This is a genomic window from Lysinibacillus sp. NPDC048646, assembly GCF_050272295.1.
Classification (GTDB): domain Bacteria; phylum Bacillota; class Bacilli; order Bacillales_A; family Planococcaceae; genus Lysinibacillus.
In genome coordinates this window covers 83,969-105,065 of record NZ_JBNNLZ010000008.1, presented here as the reverse complement: position 1 = coordinate 105,065, position 21,097 = coordinate 83,969, and the positions used below count along the sequence as shown (strand labels likewise).

16 protein-coding genes and 1 pseudogene are annotated in these 21,097 nt (G+C 34.9%); 4 read left to right on the top strand and 13 right to left on the bottom strand.

The window, feature by feature from the left end; all coding sequences use genetic code 11:
* Positions 1-198: 198 nt before the first annotated feature.
* The gene (locus ACQKII_RS11290; RefSeq protein ID WP_427459242.1) at positions 199-1,539 is read right to left on the bottom strand and encodes an NAD(P)/FAD-dependent oxidoreductase; all 1,341 of its coding nucleotides are present in this window, start codon (positions 1,537-1,539) and stop codon (positions 199-201) included.
* Positions 1,540-1,667: 128 nt separating this feature from the next.
* On the opposite strand from ACQKII_RS11290, the gene ACQKII_RS11285 reads away from it, so the two are divergent.
* Positions 1,668-1,805, top strand: a complete 138-nt coding sequence (locus ACQKII_RS11285) for an ORF6N domain-containing protein (RefSeq protein ID WP_427459240.1) — start codon at positions 1,668-1,670, stop codon at positions 1,803-1,805.
* A gap of 114 nt (positions 1,806-1,919) precedes the next feature.
* On the opposite strand, the gene ACQKII_RS11280 is transcribed toward ACQKII_RS11285, so the two are convergent.
* The 4 genes and pseudogenes from ACQKII_RS11280 to ACQKII_RS11265 form a co-directional block, all read right to left on the bottom strand.
* Positions 1,920-5,894, bottom strand: a complete 3,975-nt coding sequence (locus tag ACQKII_RS11280; RefSeq protein ID WP_427459238.1) for a S8 family serine peptidase — start codon at positions 5,892-5,894, stop codon at positions 1,920-1,922.
* A 447-nt stretch (positions 5,895-6,341) separates the two neighbouring features.
* Positions 6,342-6,580 (bottom strand): annotated as a pseudogene (locus tag ACQKII_RS11275) (response regulator); the annotation flags it as partial.
* Between the two features lie 17 nt (positions 6,581-6,597).
* Positions 6,598-7,167, bottom strand: coding sequence for a glycoside hydrolase family 73 protein (locus ACQKII_RS11270; RefSeq protein ID WP_427459236.1), 570 nt, complete (start codon positions 7,165-7,167; stop codon positions 6,598-6,600).
* A 466-nt stretch (positions 7,168-7,633) separates the two neighbouring features.
* Positions 7,634-8,512 carry a LysR substrate-binding domain-containing protein gene (locus ACQKII_RS11265; RefSeq protein WP_427459234.1) on the bottom strand — a complete coding sequence of 293 codons (879 nt, stop codon included), beginning with the start codon at positions 8,510-8,512 and terminating at the stop codon, positions 7,634-7,636.
* 104 nt (positions 8,513-8,616) lie between these two features.
* Between ACQKII_RS11265 and ACQKII_RS11260 the strand changes: the two genes are divergently transcribed.
* A complete protein-coding gene (locus tag ACQKII_RS11260; RefSeq protein WP_427459232.1) occupies positions 8,617-9,384 on the top strand; it encodes a sulfite exporter TauE/SafE family protein in 768 nt (255 codons plus the stop codon).
* 504 nt (positions 9,385-9,888) lie between these two features.
* Here the strand turns inward: ACQKII_RS11260 and ACQKII_RS11255 are convergent.
* Positions 9,889-10,257, bottom strand: a complete 369-nt coding sequence (locus ACQKII_RS11255; RefSeq protein ID WP_427459230.1) for a hypothetical protein — start codon at positions 10,255-10,257, stop codon at positions 9,889-9,891.
* A 382-nt stretch (positions 10,258-10,639) separates the two neighbouring features.
* Here ACQKII_RS11255 and ACQKII_RS11250 point away from each other — a divergent pair, with 382 nt between their 5' ends.
* Positions 10,640-11,428, top strand: a complete 789-nt coding sequence (locus ACQKII_RS11250; protein WP_427459228.1) for a hypothetical protein — start codon at positions 10,640-10,642, stop codon at positions 11,426-11,428.
* A 729-nt stretch (positions 11,429-12,157) separates the two neighbouring features.
* Here the strand turns inward: ACQKII_RS11250 and ACQKII_RS11245 are convergent.
* The 5 genes from ACQKII_RS11245 to ACQKII_RS11225 all read right to left on the bottom strand — a co-directional run bounded on the left by ACQKII_RS11245 (position 12,158) and on the right by ACQKII_RS11225 (position 17,118).
* Positions 12,158-12,910, bottom strand: coding sequence for an ABC transporter ATP-binding protein (locus ACQKII_RS11245; RefSeq protein WP_427459226.1), 753 nt, complete (start codon positions 12,908-12,910; stop codon positions 12,158-12,160).
* Positions 12,907-13,971, bottom strand: coding sequence for an iron chelate uptake ABC transporter family permease subunit (locus ACQKII_RS11240; protein ID WP_427459224.1), 1,065 nt, complete (start codon positions 13,969-13,971; stop codon positions 12,907-12,909). Before ACQKII_RS11240 ends, ACQKII_RS11245 begins: the two co-directional genes overlap by 4 nt.
* Positions 13,968-14,984 carry an ABC transporter permease gene (locus tag ACQKII_RS11235; RefSeq protein WP_427459222.1) on the bottom strand — a complete coding sequence of 339 codons (1,017 nt, stop codon included), beginning with the start codon at positions 14,982-14,984 and terminating at the stop codon, positions 13,968-13,970. Before ACQKII_RS11235 ends, ACQKII_RS11240 begins: the two co-directional genes overlap by 4 nt.
* 19 nt (positions 14,985-15,003) lie before the next feature.
* Positions 15,004-16,035 (bottom strand): siderophore ABC transporter substrate-binding protein, encoded by a 1,032-nt coding sequence (locus ACQKII_RS11230; RefSeq protein ID WP_427459220.1) that lies wholly within the window; start codon positions 16,033-16,035, stop codon positions 15,004-15,006.
* A gap of 402 nt (positions 16,036-16,437) precedes the next feature.
* Positions 16,438-17,118, bottom strand: a complete 681-nt coding sequence (locus ACQKII_RS11225; protein WP_427459218.1) for a response regulator transcription factor — start codon at positions 17,116-17,118, stop codon at positions 16,438-16,440.
* A gap of 448 nt (positions 17,119-17,566) precedes the next feature.
* Here ACQKII_RS11225 and ACQKII_RS11220 point away from each other — a divergent pair, with 448 nt between their 5' ends.
* Complete coding sequence (locus ACQKII_RS11220; RefSeq protein WP_427459216.1) at positions 17,567-18,964, top strand: hypothetical protein; 1,398 nt, start codon at positions 17,567-17,569, stop codon at positions 18,962-18,964.
* A gap of 115 nt (positions 18,965-19,079) precedes the next feature.
* Here the strand turns inward: ACQKII_RS11220 and ACQKII_RS11215 are convergent, their stop codons facing one another.
* A complete protein-coding gene (locus ACQKII_RS11215) occupies positions 19,080-20,411 on the bottom strand; it encodes an arsenic transporter (protein ID WP_427459371.1) in 1,332 nt (443 codons plus the stop codon).
* Between the two features lie 327 nt (positions 20,412-20,738).
* Positions 20,739-21,092, bottom strand: a complete 354-nt coding sequence (locus ACQKII_RS11210) for a GntR family transcriptional regulator (RefSeq protein WP_427459214.1) — start codon at positions 21,090-21,092, stop codon at positions 20,739-20,741.
* Positions 21,093-21,097: the final 5 nt, after the last annotated feature.

The following is a 21,097-nucleotide window of genomic DNA, read 5'->3' as shown; positions in this document are numbered from 1 at the left end:
TAAATTTTTAGATTTTTTAGCTTTATGACATTTGCAATGATTACTTTTTCAACTGTTCCGCTTACTAATTTGAGGAAATTCTTCTAAATTATATTTATCGATTTTAGTGAAAATTATTGACTTCCTATTAGCTGGTTTAGTTAAATAAGTCAAATCGTTTTAAAAATTTTTTACAATAAAGCAATTAATTTCTTAACACTAACCATTATTAGCTAAATATTTACCTACTAAAATACCACTAGCTGCTGCTTGTGATAAGGAATGTGTAACTCCTGAGCAATCTCCAATTACATATAATCCTTGAATATTCGTTTGGAATTTTTCGTCAGTTTCTATTATTGGCGAATAAAACTTTCCGTCCATACCATAAAGCAATGTATCCTCATCAATTGCTTCACCAATAAATTTTTCCAAATGGTTTAAAAATCCCTGCAAGATTTGAATATATAGTAAAGGAATTTCTTTAGTTAAGTCCCCAAATTCAGCTTTTAACGAAGGCTGAATTCGATTATTATACATATTTTCTTTTGTTGTAGACTGTCCCTCCCTTAAATCTCCAAAACGTTGTACTACAATACGATCTGTCCCTTTATTTATTTCACCTATAACCTTATGTGCATACATATTTGCTTCTTTAAGAGTAGAAAAATACGTTGGAGTGAACAAAGTAAAATTCAAGTTAGAAGTTCCATTCTTTTGCTCTCGAAAGTTTTGACCATCTGGCATGACTAAACCTTCTTGATATTTACGAATGATTCTTCCTTTAGGATTCATGCAATAAGTACTTGAAATGATATCTTCATGTGCATAAGCAAGTTTTGTTTCAAAGGTATCTTCCAAAATTAAACGTAGCTGTTGTTCTGCCATTTCAACTCTAATACCCAAATCTAAACGAGTTTTGCCTTGCTTAACTCCAAGACTAGAACATTGTTTTTTTAACCAATCTGTTCCAGATCGACCTGTTGCAAACACTACTTGCTGAGATTGGATATTACCTTTATTTGTAATTAAAGTAAAAGAATTATTATTTTTTTTTATATCTTGTACATCCACCTCAAATTGAATATCTATCTTGCTTGATAAAACTTTATAAATTTGTTGGAAAATTTTTGTTGAAAGTGACGTACCTAGGTGCCTCACCTCAGTAGTTAACATCTGTAAGTTACATAATTGGGCTCTTCTTGAGAGTTCTGTATTAGCTGTGGAATATTTTATAACCGAGTCTCCACCAAAACGGCATAAAATTTCGTCAACTTCATTCATTAATTGTAGAAGGTTCTCTCTACCTACTTTTTGCTCTAATTCGCCGCCAAATTCACTTGTATAATTAAACTTTCCTTCTGATTTACCCAAACCAGCAAAACCAAAATATTTCTCGCATACATTACAATTGCATGTTTCGCCTCGATCTAAAGGACAATTTCTCTCCTCTATAGATTTTCCTTTTTCAAGTATTAGTATCTTTTGATTACTTTGAGATAAGGTATAGGCTAAAAAAACACTACTTACACCTGAACCGATAACTGTAATATCATACATCCATTTACACCTTCTTTAATTAATAAATAATAATTTCTATATGAGCATTTTACAATAATGCGGATTGTCAACACAAAACTAAACAACTCTTTTAAGGTGTACAAGTTTTAACCATTGAGGGGAAAAGGATGAATGAAGTACAAGTAATCGTACATAAAAATCAACGCGTATTAACAACAGGGCAGCTAGCTGAAATTTACTGGACGGATAGTAAACGTATTTCTAATAACTTTAATGAGAAAAAATTCGTTATAGGGAAGGTTTGAAGAACGGGCACTTATGATTCACCGTTTTTACACGTAATGGATGAGCATTGCTTTATAATAAATACCAAAAAGAGAAATTGCGCTGTGCAATTTCTCTTTTTGCTTGAACTGAAATTAATTATAAATCATCCTCGGTAACTTCATTATTATTTCATTTCCATTTCCGTTGCCATTTCCATTTCCATTTCCGTTTCCGTTGCCATTTCCATTTCCATTTCCATTTCCGTTGCCGTTTCCGTTTCCGTTGCCATTGCCATTTCCGTTGCCATTTCCATTGCCGTTTCCGTTCCCATTTCCATTGCCGTTTCCGTTCCCATTTCCGTTGCCATTTCCATTTCCGTTTCCATTTCCGTTTCCATTTCCGTTTCCATTTCCGTTTCCATTTCCGTTTCCATTTCCGTTTCCATTTCCGTTTCCATTTCCGTTGCCATTTCCGTTTCCATTTCCGTTGCCGTTGCCATTTCCGTTGCCATTACCATTTCCGTTGTCATCACCTTGCTTTACAAACACATCAAATGTTAGTGTGTGCTCACCATACGTTACCGTAATCGTCGTATTACCTTGACCTTTTCCTTTTACCACCCCTGCTTTTACAGTAGCTATTTTATCATTCGCTACTTCGTAGGTTGCAAGCTTTGTAACATCCTTTTCTGTTGTTTTCCCATCAAAAGTAGTTACTTCAGTAATCTTAACTGGAACTTCCTTACCTATACTAGTTTCAACCTGAGCTTGGTCAATTTCTAGTGTTACTATTGGTACTTCTACAACAGGTGCTTTAACTGTAACATTTACAGCAACTTTATTATCACCATATGAAATAGTAATGGTAGTCGTGCCCTCACCTACTGCAGTTACTAATCCATTTACTACTGTTGCAATATTTTCATCTCCAACAACATAAGTAGCTTTTGAAGTTACGTCTTCCTCTGTTGCATCACCTTCTGCAGGCGTTGACATTTCTGTTACCATAAGTTGTGCAGTTTCTCCAGCTGTTAGGTCTAGCTCAGTTGGATTTACAGAAAGTGCTACTACTTCTTTTTCATAGATCATTGCTTCACTAACATTCCCGGCAGCGTCTTTAATTATTACTGATACAGCATTAGTTTCTGCTGTTACTGGGAATGTGAAGCTACCGTCTTGATTTAATTCAAAAGCAACTGGTGCTTGTACTTCACCATTTACCGTCAAAATATAGGAAGCTTTTAATTTATCATTTAAATTGTAATTTAAATCGTATAAATATAACTCTTCATTGTAGTCGATATACTTATCTGTTACCTGTCCTGTAGCGACACCATCAGCTACTGAACCATTAATTTCTGGTTTAGTCGTTTTCACGACAATTGGGCCAACATAATCGGAAACTGCTCCTGATGCTGCAAGACCAGTGAAGTCAATTGTATACAGGCCATCTGGAATCGTTGTGGCAGGTTCTGTTCCCCATGGTTTGTACTGTCCACCAACATTCAGCGTATAAGAGCCTTTTCCAAGTGCGGTACCCGCATGTAGATAACCAATGTAGCCGTCTCCGTATTCACCACCTTCAGGATTCATAATATCCCAAAGCTCGATATAGTTAGTTGTTACATCTCCAGTTAATGTGAATGAAAGTACAGCTGAGTCTTTCACTCCATCTCCGTTAAAGGATAGGTCTGTTTCTGTAATCTTATAATCTTTAATTTCCGTTACTGCCTCGCCGCCTAAGTCAGCTGCGAATGGTAATGAAATTTCTGTAGATCCTCCATTGATGGAAATATACCCTAGTATTTCAGAGCCGTTTGGTGCCGTAGCTTGTGAAGCAGTTAATGTAATATTTAAAACTTGCTCACCAACTAGATTAAATGTCGGCTGATCTACTGTAACAGTTGCATCACCAAATGTTTTTGTCACATCAATTGATACGTTATAATTGCCGCCGTTCCCTTTCATATCTTTTACTAAAACTTGTTTCGTTACAGAAATATCCTGATCTTTAAGTGATTGTGGACCGAAAGTAACTGTCCCTTTCAAGTTTTCTGTAACTGCACCAGTTCCATCCAAAGTTGCGCTATCAAGTGCATAGGCAAGAATTTCTGGATGAGCTGCTGCATAAGCATTTACACGCCCTGCACCCTGAGAAAACACATCGTATTTTGTTTTATCTAAAACCTGTGCTGTATTAGAAAGCGCCACTTTTACATCGAAGGCGTTCCAACCAGGATTCGCTTGTTTAACTAATGCAACAATACCTGCAATATGCGGTGTTGCCATAGATGTTCCTGTTTTACGCCCATAAGCTTCCCCATAATCTGCATCAGGGAAATCTTTTTTATACATTGGAATCGTTGACATAATGTTTGTTCCAGGTGCACTTACATCTGGTTTAATATCAAAGTTTGGTGTAGATGGTCCGCGTGAACTGGAAGAGTTTACATCATCCCCCAGTGACTTTGCGGAAGCGAATTTACTAAAGCTTACTTTTCCAGTTCCGCCTGCTAATGCAGCGCGAATTGCATTGCCTTCCGTTTGGGACATATCAAATGTTGGCAGAAAATCAAATGAATCACCAAGGAATGTGCCTGAAATGTTCGGTGCATTCGTTCCGCCAGCAAAGTTATGAATAATTGTTGCAACTGCTCCATTTGCCTTTGCATTCGCAATTTTATCAACGAATGCATTACTGCCACGAGAAATCAATGCCACTTTACCTTCTACATCAATTCCTTCAAAGTCTTTTACTTCTCCGTTTCCAGGAACAGCAACTAGGTCAAATTCTCCTTGAAGCTGTGTTGCTAAATCTTTCCCAAAAGTCGTTCCCATTAATGGCAGCTGTTTTGTTAAGTTGTAGTTGCCAACTGTAACACTCACTTCCCCGTTATACATTGTTTCAGGATTTGTTGTGTTACCAACAGCAATTCCTAAACGAGCGGTTGCAGGCGTGCCCATTGTTCCGCGATTTGGACCTTCGTTCCCTGTTGCAATTACTCCGATTGTTCCAGCTATCATTGCATTATTAATAGCAAATGAACCCGCATCCGTTTCAGAGTTAGCTCCCCCGCCAAGTGAAAGGTTGATAACGTCCATTTTTTCTATTACAGCAGTTTCAATTGCTTTAACAATACCAGATGTAGCTCCACTTCCGTATGCCCCAAGAACACGGTATGCATAAAGGTCTACTTTTGGCGCAATTCCTTTAATACCGAATTCGTTAGCTCCGATTGCTGCAATTGTTCCAGCAACATGTGTACCGTGAGAAGTATAGAACGAGCTTCCTTTTTCATTAAATTCAGGTGTCCCGACTGGACGCTCCGAAGGCAATGTTTCCGATGCATCGTTATCTGCCCGATGCTTCGTGTAAGTCGCTGAATTTGGAATGAAGTTTTTTCCACCTTTATAAACCCCTGCAAACTCAGGGTGATCTGCATCAATACCAGTATCTAATACTGCTACTTTTATTCCTTGTCCTTCAATTCCTTCCTTCCAAAGCTGTTCGATTCCAAGGAAAGAATTACTTGTATTCATTTGAGCTTCTAATGGATCTTCCTTCATAAGTTCCGATGATTTCATCGTATTATCTTCTGATGCGTAAACAATTGCATCAGGTTCGATTAATGTAATTCCTTCTACTGTAAGCAGTTTCGGGAGATCATTTGCTTTCACAGTTGCCGCAAAACCGTTTAAAACGGTATCAAATGTGTATCCTTGAGTCATCTGAACATTTTTTATAGCTAACTCTTTTTTAACTTCTGCTTGTTGTACTTTTACATTGGAACGAACTTCTTTTGCTTGGGCATTAGAGAATTTTTGGCCTTTGACTTGGCTTATTCCTTGCTCTAGTGCAACAGGCTTTTCAGATAAATGAACGATGACTGCAACCTCTTGATTGCCTGATACATTTTGTAAGCTTTCGTGGAGAGTTGGACCATCTTTAGCCAAGCTTAGCTGTTCAGCAATAGCCGCCTTTAGTTGAATTATACTTTCGCTTTGACTATCCTGTTTGAATGGTTTCGATTCTTCAGCACTAGCACTCGACAATGGAACCAATAGAGAAAGCACCATAACAAAAACTAGAATACTACTTAAGAACTTCATAAACTTAAAATTTTTCAAATTTCATTTCCTCCTCTTCCTTTAATTGTCACACTTTTCAGTATAGTGTGATATTTCCAATTTATCACAATTTAACTAATTCGAGAATCGGAATATTTGAATATTCTAAATATTGATATTTAGTATCAATTTATGAAATATGAATTAAATCTATATTCCTAGTAATTGAATAAAAAAGTAGAACTTTCAAACTAGAAATGACTTACAGTAATTCATTAATTTTTTCAATTAATCCTATCAAGGCAGCAGTTGTAGGTACAGTCAGTGGTGTAGTTGCTTATAGAAAATTAGGAGGGCAGTAAAAGGAGGGATTGGAAAGATCGGTTTATATGTGATCCGGGAAATTAAAATAACCGGCGATTATTTTAAAAAAACCGCCAGCTAATAGGTTGTGGTGAATCCTATCAAAAGCGAATAGTGTTATTGTTAATAAATGATACAGGTGTCTCTAGCCGTTAGGATTAATATTTTAATGTTTTGCGTCTCCTTCATTTCACGACAAACTGTAATGCCATCTTTTCCAGGCATCATCCAATCCAAAATTGCTAAGTCAATTTTTCATGATAGAAAATATCCAGGGCCTTTACTCCATTTGTAGCAGTAAATACCGTAAATCCTTCCTTTTGAAAATAGCTCTGCAATATCTTTAACATGTCTAGTTCATCATCTGCAATTAGTACATTCATTTTCGCTAGCTCCTATCCTACTTATCATATTTCCCTAAATTATATTGTTCGATAATAGTGATTAATTTTTCAGGATACAAAGGGTCTGTGGAATAGTGGCAATTCTTCAATGCATAGGCAGCCTCTTGATAATTTGTTGCAGCAAGAACTTCATAATATTGATGTTCATTCCAACTCGTTCCCTCTAAAATTAATTTACTATGGTCAATTAACGCATTTTTCCAATCTGGATAAGCTCTAAATTCAGCTTCTATTGTATAACTTTTATTATTCTTGTATTCAATAGTAGGCATTTTTACAGACTTTCCTTGATACCGTCCTTTTATGCCAAAAAGGTTATTTGCATTTACAGCCAATTCACTTTTGCCAAAACCCGATTCTAAAATAGCCTGAGCTATCGTTACACTGGGTAACATGCCACCTGTTTGTTGGTTTAATTCCACAGATACTGATGCAATTTCATCTATAAAATGAAGTTCTTCTCTACTATCTTTGAATAAAACTCTCCCCAAGCAAAAGACAGATAGTATACCTAAAATGACTACTAGTAAAATTATTGATGTTTTTTTAAATTTAATTCTGCTCATTGTTGAACCTCGTTTCAAATGATTTAATTTCTTGTATCTGAAAACAAGAATGTTACATTCATTTGACAAAATTTTTTCTGGAATAAGTTTTTTAAATGTTTTATAGAGAATGAAAGTCAAATAAAGGGAAAAACGTGTAGTTCGAATATTTGCAGAAAATCAACCGATAACATCAATTATTCAAACCATTAGAAATCTATTAGACTCGCAGACTGTTGGAAATGATCTGTGGTTGTCAATCGGTTGGATGGTGTTATTGATTTCATATGTTTTTGGATTGAAGGTTTATAGAAGAGTCTAAAGAGTCATTGCTGCAAAAAAGTCATTACTTTTTTGAGATTTTCACAATATGTTTATTAATAAGTTGAAGCTACATGTGAAGAATAAATTTATATGAAAAAATCGAGAATAAGCATGTCTAATGCTTGGTCCCGATTTTGGTTCTATTACTTCTAGATTGGTTCATTTATACCTTTAAATGATTTTTTAAATACTGAATAAATGGATGCTCTTCAATATCTGATTTGCGTGTACATATAAATAAACTTTGCTGAATATGTGCCTGTTCAACATACACCCGAGCTAGTTTCCCATTTGTTATACCTTCTGTCACACTATGGGATGGTGCTAAAGTCATACCGTACCCCGCTTCCACTACTTTAATCGATTCATGTAAGCCCTGCATTTGAAGTCCTAATTTAGGTAATGGACCGTTAAAAGTGTAAAAAAACGCCTCCAATAAATCAAGTGTCGAGCTACCACGTTCCCGATAAATAAAGTCCTCATTCGATAATTCGTTAATGGAGACAGTTTGATTTGCTAAGGAATGTGATGGGTGAGCAACAAACCAAAACGGGATATCTACTATTTTTTCAAACTGTAAATCAGGGTGACCGATTTTATTTTGCACGACAAAACCAAAATCTACTTCATAATTCAGAACTTGCTCTTCCACAGATTTTACATTGCCTAACGACACAAAAAATTCAATGTGAGGATTCGCAAGCTTATACCCTGCTATAATAGGCGGGAGTATATAGTTTGTGGGTATATAGGAAGAAGCAATATGTATTTTTTCTTCCTTCGCTAAAAATTTACCGAGCTTCTCATCAATTTGTGCTTCTAAATAAAATAAACGCATTCCCTGCTCATACAAAAACTTCCCCTCAGGTGTTAATTGAATGCCACGTCCTTTTCCTTCAATCAATTTTGTCCCTATTTCGCTCTCTAATTTCCGAATTTGAATAGTGACAGCTGGTTGGCTAAGAAGCATTTTATTCGCTGCTGCAGTAATTCCTCCAAGCTTTGCTACATTCGTAAAAATCCTTAATGCATGCAGATTCATGTCATTCACACCTTTCTATCCATAAATTTAATTTATGAATAAGCAATTATTATATATTTGTTTTATGTATAGTTTAGCAGTAATTTAGGTGTAGAGGTGATTTGATGGAAATTTTACTACACGAATGGTTATCAGTAAATGGATTTTTTTTATTTACAATTGGCTTACTCGCAGCAGTTATTGGTGTTCTTTTCGGTGCTGCAGGCTTTATTTTGTTACCTGCAATGTTACTTGTTGGCATTCCGATTCATACAACCGTAGCCGTTAATAAATTTGCGACAGGAATTTCAGCTCTATCAAATGTCGTATCGTTTGTCATTAAAGGACATTTATCGTTAAAAAAATTCACATCTTTAATGATGATTTCTAGTTTAGGAGGTGTATTTGGCGCATTTTTAGCCATTTTATTATCGGAACGAGTCATGAATATTGTAGCTTGTGTATGCTTAATTTTTGTATTTTTTATTGTACTTGGCAGTAATAAATTTATGGTAAAAGACATAAAAGAAACACAGGAACAACCAATAAATAAACTCATTCCGTTTGCGATTTCAATATATGATGGTGGTTTTGGACCAGGCTCAGCTCTTATGAATATAGCCTATTACCTAAAAAAGCAATATATCTATATAAAAGCAGTTGAGTTAACAAGAATTATTACGTTTTCAAGTTGTACAGGTGCCTTTCTTTTTTACTACTTTACTGGCATTGTTAATTGGGGAATCGCCATTCCTGTTTCAATTGGCTCTATTGTTGGCTCGTTCTTAGGTTTAAAGATAATTCCTTATATCAAAACAAAGTGGATTCAGATATTATTACCGATCATTTTTTTCTTGCTGATTGTTCAGGTCGTATCAGATTTATTGACATAAATCACTCTATCTGTTCCTCACTAAATGGTTAAGCCGTATACCCTAAAATAGTTAATAAAAAAGGAACATTCCAATAGTTGCAACTATATATTGCTGATGAGATAATTGTTATATTAAGAAGAAACAAATATAAAAATCTCATCCAAAGACTTCTGGATTTTTAATGCGCTTGTTGTGACAACGATTGTTGCGGTGTTTTTGATTTTAATTAAAGATAAATAAAAACTTCTGTAATTGATGCTTATAAGAGATTACAAATTAAAAACGAGGCTGGGACATAACTAGTCAATAAGATAGAAAAGGAGAAATCGAACGACATCGATTTCTCTTTTTTCTTGTTTGGCCAAGCCACTCTGTTTTCTTTACTGTCTTTCTCTGTTAATAGCCATATTTTTCAAAAGATTCACTACCATTAATAAAAGCCCATTTCGTTTTCAACTTTAGTTTTTCCACAGACAGAAAATCGAACTAAACGTTGAACATATCTTATTTAGAATTATCTGTTTATTTCACTTTTAAAGGTATCGTTTCTGATTGGTTATCCCATTTTATTTTTATCTCAACCTCTGTACCTTCAACTGCATTTGAACATCCTTTGGCCATTGTAAAAACGCCATTTTTATCTAACGAATCCAATCCAGAAGTTTCTAAATCGTGATCAATAGTATATTCAATTTGTTTAGGAATAGGTTTATCACCTATATATCGAATATAACCACTCGTAGCACCGCATTTATCATTTTTAATTTTGTCGTAAGATACCTCAAACTGTACTTCCCAGTTCTCATTTTCCCCTGAAAAAGTCATGACTTTAGGCATACAACCAGATAAGAACATAATACAAAATAAAATGGTAAAAATTTTAAACTTCATCTTTTACACCCTTTCTAAATGTATTAGTTTTAGGTTATCACTAAATAACCAAAATAGTTAATAAAAGTATATACTAAATAATTGGTCATTAAAATACTACGAATTTAGTAGTATTTTAATGACCTTTGTAAAAACAATTTTTTAGGTATTTAGATAGATTACTAGTTTGAGTATTCGATTAGATTCCACAAAAAGAGATTGAATATTATAAATATTGACATTATTTACAATAGATATTATAATTATAACTGGATATAGTTGATAGTTATTATAAATATTACAAAAATAGTTAGTATAGATACATATTTTGTATTCATACTTTTTTTGATTATTGATAACTGAAATCATGATATCCAAATTAAAATAAAAGGAGTGTAAGTGTATGAAAGGTTCAAAAATCCTGGTTATGTTACTTAGCACCATCTTTATTTTAGTAATTGGCAGTTTAAGCAATAATGCTCTGGCTACTGAAATTGCAAAGAAATCTTTTGTGAAAAATTTTGAAATGATTCAATTATCAAATGATGTAATACTTGAAAAAGCATTGAAAGGCGAGTTAGTCAACAATGAGCATACACAAGTAATTGTTACTGATGATATAGAACAACATGTAAAAAAGGTTTTGATTGATAAAATTCTTACTGAAGAAACACTTTCAAACGGAGATATAATTACTAAAAATTCATCAGAATTATCAATATTCGTTATTGATCCGGAGAAGGCAACAAATGAACAAACTGAATCAGCCGCTATCACACCTTTAGATACGACTGACACACAAGGACCTACTGGCTCAACTGTTGCAATGAAAATAATTTTAAACTATGACTCGATGTATTTGGGAGGATATAATACACGTAAATTGACTAAATATACAGTAACACCTCTTCAATTCGATTCACAATGGCACATGACTTATTTCGAACATAAGGCAGGAAATTATGGAACTGGATGGAAATCAGACGGGACAATGTATATTGCTACTGAAACAACAAACCTTATTCCAGTTACAACTATTGTTTATAATTCGAGTAATACTGTCACTACGAACTTTTCGAAATATACAGCTCTTAACAGTGATATTATTGGAGGGTCAAAAGTTTTAGGTGAGTTTAAATATAGACGAGGTACAGGGACAATTAGCACATATGAATTTGATTTTGGTTGGTAAATTTCATTAATCAAATACGCCCTCCAAATAGGTTTACTTTTAAATAGTGACTTTTAGGAGGGCATTTTGATTTATTCTGTTTAGTAAACTTTTCTTCATAGAAGGAACAATTTATGTGGATACAGCTGAAAGTCAAGCGTAATTAAAGGTAGTCTTTTTATTTTCGGTATCTGTTTTATAACTTGGAACAGTTTTGCAACCCCAATCTTACGAAAATATATTAGTAGAATTAGCTGTTGTCTATATAAATCTTGATGACAAAGAAGTTGCATTAAAACTATTTGAAGACTTTAGGGTTCAAGGTAATACAACAAGCACAAATGTCTTCTCCCATAATCAGTTGCACTTAAATCATTCGATATTCCTTAACAAGAACATTTATTTTGCATAAATTACAAAACTAACGTTCTTGTTTGTAAAAAAATGCCCATGCTCAATTAAATAAAATAATATACTACCTACCCAATTCCATAAAAAAAAAGAATCTTGGGGACATACTTAAATCAATCTCATCAAAAATAAAAAAGAAGAAATCTAACTGAATGCTTTTTTACTTCTTTTCATTTAGGCAATGGCATTTAAAAAAGCTGCCGCCTGTAAAATACAGACAGCAACTTCAACTAGAGTAGCTGTTGTGATCTGTGCAAGCTACAGTAAATAATTTAATTTTCTATTAGTTTTTTTGGCATACTCATTTTTTGATATGCTTCTTTTTTAAAAATTTTGTCACTAATAAACAGCGATTGGCCCATAAGGACCTTCGATAATTTCTATTTTTGTTTCGAAAATATCTGTCAAAATTTTTGAGTCCATAACCTCTTCTACTGTTCCAAAAGCGGCAATTTGTCCATCTTTCATAGCACAAATTCTATCAGAATATTTGGCTGCAAAATTTATATCATGCATAACAGTCAGAATTGTTATTCCGAATTCATTAGCCGCACGTCTCAAATGCTCCATCATTTGAACAGAACGAGCAACATCAAGGTTGTTCAGAGGCTCGTCCAAAAGTACATATTCAGTCTCTTGGCACAAAACCATCGCTACATATGCCCTTTGTCTTTGACCACCAGAAAGCTCATCTAAATATCTATTCTCTAAATCAGTTAAGTCTAAAAAATCGATATATTTAGAAATAATAACCTCATCCTCTTTAGTTAATCTTCCCTTTGAATAAGGAAAGCGTCCAAATCCAACTAGTTGTCTAATAGTAAGCCTAGTTACAAAATGATTTTCTTGTCGCAATATAGTCAAAATTTTTGCTAAGTCTTTTGATTTGGATTCAGAAACATCCATATTTGCCACCTGAATTTGACCTTCTTCCATGTCCAAGAGTCTGCCAATCATCAAAAGTGTCGTAGACTTTCCAGCGCCATTTGGTCCAATTAAAGAAGTAAAACCCGCTTTTGGTACTTCAATATTCAAAGGTCCTATTTTTACCTTATCAGTATAGAACTTTTTAACATTATCAATTTTTATCATAAAGTCCTCTTCCTTAAAACTACAGTTAAAAATATTATTCCGCCAAATAATTCGATAATAACTGAAACTACACCTTGAGCATGGAATACATGATACATCAAAAAGTATGCACTCGTTAATGTCAAAAATCCTATAGCAAGAGCCATTGGAAAAATATATCTATGATCATAAGTTGACGCCGCCTGATAGCTCAAAGTTGCTACTAAAAAGCCATAGAAAGTAAGTGGTCCAATCAAAGCTGTTGAAATTGACATCAAAATAGCAACTAATACAAGCGTATAAATTACACTAAATTGATATTTAACTCCAAAAGAAGTAGAAACATCCTTTCCTAGTGACAATATATTTAGATTCTTAGAATGAGCAAGAAGTAATATTGCTACAATTATTACCATAGGAATTACAATAGGAAAATATGCAGAATCTGCATTATTAACAGAACCAAACAATCTTGCCTGTAAAATATCAAATTCCGAAGGCGCAAGTAGTCTTCTCATGAAAGTTGACACAGAATTTAGCCCAGTGCCAATAATAATTCCAACTAAAAGCATAAGTTGTAAATTCCCGTATTTACCAGAAAGTAACCATCCATAAAGAATCAAACTCATCAAGACCATAACAACAACTTGAAATAAAAATGATCCAATCCCAGTAAAATTTATCAATGCACTAGCACCAAAGAAAAATATTGTACTAGTATGAATTGTTGAGTAAAGCGATTCGAAACCTAAAAGCGAAGGAGTGATAATCCTATTATTCGTAATCGATTGGAAAGCAACCGTCGACAAGCTCTGACAAACTGCAGCAATAATCATTGCAACAAGAGCTACTATCCTTCTCATAACAACTGGGATAAAAGAAGGTGAATCTAACGGAACTGGATTGTTATAAACTAAAAGTCCATATGAAGAAAGGATGCCCAAAGCAATCAATGTTATTAGCAAAATCCAATAACGTCTTTCTTCCTTCTTAGAACGAAAAGCCCTTGCTGATCTATTTTCATTATGAAGGCTAGAATCGATTTCGACATTTTCTTTATTTCTATATTCCAATGTGTTCATCGGTGCCTCCTTGGCTTTCTTTGTCTCAATAAAATAGTAATAAACACGACTGACCCCACTGTTCCAAGTATTAAAGAAACAGGTACTTCAAAAGGCATTATAATTGTTCGTGAAATTATGTCACAGGCAGTTACAGTCCCCATTCCTATCAAACATACCCAAGGTAAATTACTCCTAAGATCATCGCCTCTAAACATTGAAACAATGTTTGGGACAATTAAACCCAAGAAAGGTAAGTTTCCAATAACAGCTGCAACAATTCCAACTGCAAGAGAAATAAGGGCAGTCCCCACAAGAACAATCCTATTGTAATTAACGCCAAGGCTTGTTGCGACATCTTCTCCTAGTCCAGCTAAAGTCAATCTATTAGCATAAATAAAAATAAACAAAGTAACAATAACAATTAGCCATAAATATTCATATCTTCCCACCTGAACAGGCGCAAAAGAACCTACAAACCAAGTTTCAATACTTTGTGTCATTTGAAAAAGGAGTCCCATAAAAGTAGACACTGCAGAAATAACTGCTCCAAGCATCAATCCAATAATCGGGACAATTAAAGACGAACGAAGTTTAACTCTTCTTAAAAATAAAAAGAAAATCATAGTTCCTATAAAAGAAAAAATGATTGCACCAGTCATTCTTAGAACTAAAGTCGGGGCAGGAAATAATAAATAAACAAAAAGCAGCCCTAAACCTGACCATTCAATAGTCCCTGTTGTAGTAGGTTCAACAAAACGATTCTGTGTAATCAGTTGCATTACGAGTCCTGCCATTGACATTGCAGCTCCAGTAAGCATTAATGCAACTGTTCTTGGAACACGAGTTATGAAAAACATCTCCATTCCATCCTCTTGTCCACGTATATCATAAACTCCAGTAAACAGTGATATAATGCCTAAAATAATAACAACTATAATCGCTAATATAAAAGGTCTTGTCCATATTTTATTGTAGTTATAAAACTGGGGTTGAGAATTTACCTCAACCCTAGAAGTTACATTTTTCAGCACTATTTTATGCTCCTTTACACTACTTAGCTAAAGTATTTGCAAGGTTTTCAAACAACTCTATATAAGTCTGAATTGATTCATTTGTGTAAGTATCTGCAGGTGCATAAATAATATGTTTTTTAGAAACAGCAGTTGTTTTTTGAAGAGCAGGTGCGTTAGCAATAACATCCTGAGCAGGAACTGCATTTTCCTCACCAGATATTGCAGCATCACGATCTAATACGAAAAGCCAATCAGGATTACTTTGCGCAATAGCTTCAACAGAAACTTCATCACCTTTATGATCTGAAGTAGAGTCGGCAACTTCTAATGCTGGTGCCCAACCGAAAATTTCATACATTGGTCCCCAAACACGTCCAGAATGAGGAGCTGAAAAACCAATATCCCCACCACCAACGATAACACTCATCACTTTATCTGTTCCATTATAAGCAGATTTAGCATTTTCGATAACTTTATCAAAATCAGCTACCACTTGTTTAGCTTCTTCATTTTTATCGAAAATTTGTCCTAAAGCAATTGTAGAATTTTTAAGTCCATTTACTAAGTTTTCTCCAGGCGTAGCAGTTTCCTCAGAAACATCTACATTAAGATCAATAACGACAGCATTTGGCACTAATTTTTTGATCTCTTCGTAATAGTCTGCAAATCTTTGACCGACGATTACAAGTTCAGGGTTTGCAGCTGCTATAATTTCAAGATTTGGTTCACGGTGATTTCCAATATTTTTAACTAAATCGTCCTTTACATACGGCGAATCTGCAGGCATTACATCCTTCGGAACAGCTACTAATTCAATTTTCCAATCAGCTAAAGTTTCAAAAGTTCTATTATCCAAAGCAACTACATTCTTTGGATTTACAGGAACAGTAACAGTTCCGTGGGCATCAGTGATTTCAACTGTCGCAGGTTTAGCAACCTCTTTACTTCCATTATCTTCATTAGACTTTGACTCTTGATTAGATTTATTACTTGAATCTGAACAAGCTACTAACATCAATGTCAAAACTGCGATAATACCAACAAATTTTAAAAACATAGATTTCTTCATACACATGCTCCTTATTATGTAATTTATTTCGAAAATGATGAAGTCTATAGATTGAAATGGATAGTAATTGCTAGCCATCCTAATTGCTATTGATAATCATTTTCATTTAACCGTTCTGTGAATCAGTATAGTCTTTAATTCTGTGAAAATCTTGTGAAAAATGTAAGATGATAAATAAAGTTAATTTTTCACATTAAGTATTGGATACAAGAAAGTAATGCGTGAAATATTCTTTTTATAGTTTCCTTCTCTTCAATATCTTCTAGAAACTGCTTGGTTATCACATTTAATAGAACAAAAAAAAACGAGCAAAACTGGTTGAAACTGTTTTTACTCGTGTTTTTTCAATTATGTTTAATATTGATTACTGTGACAAACTGTACTTTACCTAGTATATTACTTTTACCATTCAATCATTGAATAACCCCTGCCATGTATTGTTTGAATATATCTGTCTTTCTTCTCGCACTTTAGCTTTTTTCTTAAATATCCAATATATAAATCCACTACATTTGGATTTACTGCTACGTCATATCCCCAAACCTGGTTCAAAAGCATTTCACGGCTCAATATTGTATTTTTATTCTTAATTAAAAATACAAGTAGGTCATACTCACGCTTAGTAAGCAGGAAATTCTCTCCATCTTTTGTCACAATATTGCGGGATGCATCCACGAAGATATCTTTAAACCGAAAGAAATTAGTCTCGTTTGTCTGGATACCTTCCCCCCTTCTTAAAACAACTTCTATCCTTGCTACTAATTCTTCTTTCACAAATGGTTTTCTTATATAATCATCTGCTCCTGCTTGTAATCCTGCTATGCAGTCCTTGCTGGACACATTATCGGTCACAATGATTATCGGTGTCGTTTTAACTACCCGTATTTGTTTACAAATTTCCGGTCCAGATATACTTAACGAATCCCAATCCAATACGATAATATCCCAATCTTGCTCATATACTATATTTAAACCTTTGTTTTCATTGTGAAGTGTTAAAATGAAATAGCCTTCTTGCTTTAGACCGCTTACGATTTTCTTTGCTAAAGAGCGTTCATTCTTAATTACCAACACCTGCTTCACCTATGGTTCACCTCTACTTCATTACATAAAATAATTTATCAAAAAAAGAATATTGGATTTATAACTTTAAATTTCTAAAAAACTATTATAACAACTTATCAGGGTAAATTTGGCGAATTTACAATAAATATGTATAAAATACTAAATATAAAAAAATATCTCGCTTTCTCAGTCTATTAAGTAAGTATAATTCCAAAATCTGTAAAAGTTTTGTAAAGGATTAGTTGGAGGGCACTGAAAAAGTCCGTTGTGTTCATTTAGCTGTTGAAAATTTGATTCAATCGAACTTTCAACAGCTTTTTCCTTTATAGTAAATGTAAGTGATCTAATTTTTCAATTATCAATTCATATTACCAGTCAACTTAAGGCGAAATTTTTCAAATCCATCACCAACTTTTTTTCCCCTTCATATTCTATAAAATCAGACCGAATTTTGAGGGGGAAAATTATGGGGATTGAACTAACTGCTCTCCATTGGATTTATATTGTATTCATTGTATTGATTATAGGATTTATGGTTAAACGTCGGGACACCACCCTCATTTGTATACTTGGCATTTTCATGCTAGCCATGGTTGCTACCGGCGATTTAACTTCATCTATAAGTGGTGTTTTTAACAGTTTTATCTTTGCAATTACTGAGCTTCTGTCTACAATCCTCATTATTTCCATTATTGTGGCCATGAGTCGTGTGTTAATGACATCTGGTATTAATGAAGTCATGGTTGCACCATTTACAAAAATCATTAAAACTCCGACGCTCGCTTATTGGACAATTGGGATTTTAATGATGATTATTTCTTGGTTTTTCTGGCCATCTCCTGCCGTGGCACTGTTAGGGGCAGTTTTGTTACCCGTTGCTCTACGTGCAGGCTTACCAGCTCTCGGTGTTGCAATGGCTATGAACTTATTTGGTCATGGAATTGCGCTATCCAGTGATTTTGTTATACAAGGTGCCCCGAAGCTCACTGCAGATGCTGCCGGTATTCCAGTGGGTGATGTTGTTTCTGCCAGTATCCCACTTGTGATTACGATGGGCTTGGTCACAACGATTGTCGCTTTTTTCTTATTACGACGTGATATGAAACGGGGTACGCTTGATTTAAAGGGAACTACTGAAACAGATGATGGGTTAGAGCGAGTAACTGCTGAGAACTTGCTAACACGCGGACAAAAACGATTTTTTGCGATACTCATTCCCATCGCATTTTTACTCGATGTCATCGCCATGTCGGTTTTAAAACTACAGGGCGGTGATGCAACTGCTTTAATTGGAGGAACAGCGGTCTTTATTTTACTCGTGCTCTGCGTTGTCGCGCACAAAAAAGAAGGACTGGAGAAATCGACAAGTTATTTAATTCAAGGGTTCCAATTTGGTTTTAAAGTATTTGGACCCGTAATCCCAATCGCAGCTTTCTTCTATCTCGGTGACTCAGGATTCAAGCAAATAATTGGTGATTTTTTACCGGCTGCTTCACATGGTATTGTCAATGATCTAGGTGTTGGCTTAGCTGCAGTTGTGCCGTTAACGAAGGAAATAGCTGTGATAACGTTAGCTGTCGTTGGCGCCATTACAGGATTAGACGGTTCTGGCTTCTCCGGCATTTCTTTGACTGGATCTGTCGGTAATTTGTTTGGCAATGCCATCGGTGGCGGAACGGCTACGCTAACGGCTCTCGGACAAATTACAGCAATTTGGATCGGCGGCGGTACACTAATTCCCTGGGCATTAATTCCAGCTGCCGCTATTTGTAACGTCAGCCCATTCGAGCTTGCACGGCGCAATCTACTGCCTGTACTCATAGGACTTGTCGTCACGACTATCGTGGCAATGTTTTTGATTTAACTAAGATGACAAAAACCGAGTGTATATAAACAAATTTATATACATTCGGTCTTATGTTGGCTATTTTTCTAAATTCAACATGCTAGATTCGTCTTACAATATCTAATTATGCATATTAAAATAGCCAAGTAACCCAGTAGTAAAGCATGACTAATGTAAATAATACTGTAGGCGGTATAACCACAGCAGTGACTTTTATATATTCCCACCAAGTAATCTTTACTTTCCCTCGTCGAACAATATGCATCCACATCAGTGTAGCTAACGTTCCCATAGGAATTAATAATGCACCCATGTCACTTCCAATAACATTTGCTAAATAAGATACTTTCAAGGACAGTAAATCTAGATCCATATTCATGAGCGTGAGTGTTCCGATCATAAGTGCTGGGTGATTATTGAAGATATTGGAGAGTACTGATAATAGTAGCCCCATCATCACACTGGAATGGAGTAGGCTTCCTGAAACTAACGGTCGCATAAATTCAATTAACCATTCTGTTAAGCCGATGTTATTTAATCCATAAATAATGACGTACATACTGAATGCGAAAATGATGATATACCATGGTGTTTTTTTCAGCATATCGCCAGGTGGTATTTTTAAATACATCCATCTCCATCCTAAAAGAACAAGAGAACCAATTACCGCCATTACTGAAACTGGTATGGAAACAAATGATGCGAAAAAGAGGCTAATCCGAACTGCGAAAACAAATAACAGGATATTACGCATAAATTTCGAACGGTCTTTCCCTGTAACATACATGGAACTTTGCTTGAGCGGGTGATAAGAAGGAAGCGATAATCCAGTTACTTTAGTAGGTATCACTTTAGGTAAATCTTTTTTAAACCTTAAAAATAGGAGCCCAACGAGAAGTAGTAATCCAAGAGTTGCTGGAACAAACATCATGGCTGTATGTGCGTACAAGCTCATATTTACAATTTTCAGGGCGATCAAATTAACGATATTACTTACACCAATTGGAGCACTTGAAGCAGTTGCGATTAAGCCTCCAGATAATAAGTAGGGAATTTTTTGATGATTTTTTAAATCCATGTTATTTAATAACATGACCAAAATAGGCGTCGTGATTAAAATACTACCATCATTATTAAAAAATAGAGTCATGAGAAAGCATAACAAATTGACATACCAAAACAATCGAATACCTGAGCCTTTTGCCTTTTCAGCTAGCTTTTCAGCGACCCAGTTAAAAAAACCAAAGCTTTCTAAGACTATTGCCATAACAATCGTTGCCATGATGGTTATAGCTGCCCCACTAATGGTCTGCATAATAGTTCCAAGTTCGGTAAGTGAGACACTTCCACTTATTAATACTACGATTGCCCCAATTGTAGCAGGAATAGCTTCATTGATCCCCCTAGGTCTCCATAAAATAAATACAAGAGTAACCAGAAATGCTAAAATAGTTATCCAAGCCATCGGTTGCATAGTGTTTTCCCTCCTCTCCGGCTTGCATTTAGAAACATGTATCGAGATGTTGGCCCTCTTTACAAAAGTCTAATCTTGTCACCCCTCTCACCCATGCTTTTACTATTGCCATATACTATTAATATGTAAGTGATGAAAACTCATTTGGCTTTGTACCCATTTTTCTTAAAAATCATAGTCATTTTACTAACATTTGCCTATTAAGGCTCTACATAAAATTAAGAGAGATGTTTTATATAAATGCTAAAGAGATGACATCATAGTTGATGTCATCTCTTTTAGTAGCTTGAATTTGGAATTGTCTAATGACAAGTTCGATTACAAAAATGAATACTTTTGTGAGATATTACTTAGTAGTTGCTGTAATTGATTTTTCCTCAGTCCCAACACATAGGCTTCTACTAACACTTGCTCAAGTTCTATTGAAATTTGTTGCACATCCATATTGTTTAAAGGTGATGCATGTTGCATGATGATGAAGGCTTTTGAGTTTGGTTTTCTTTTTAAAAGTCCCTTCATTTGTAATTCTTTGTAGCTCTTATGCACGGTATGTAGATTGAGCTCCGTTTGCATGGCCATCTCACGGATAGAAGGCATGGGCTCACCATACTTCAACGTGCCTTTTGCTATTTCTACAATCAGTTGCTGAACTAACTGCTTATAGAGTGGCACTGCAC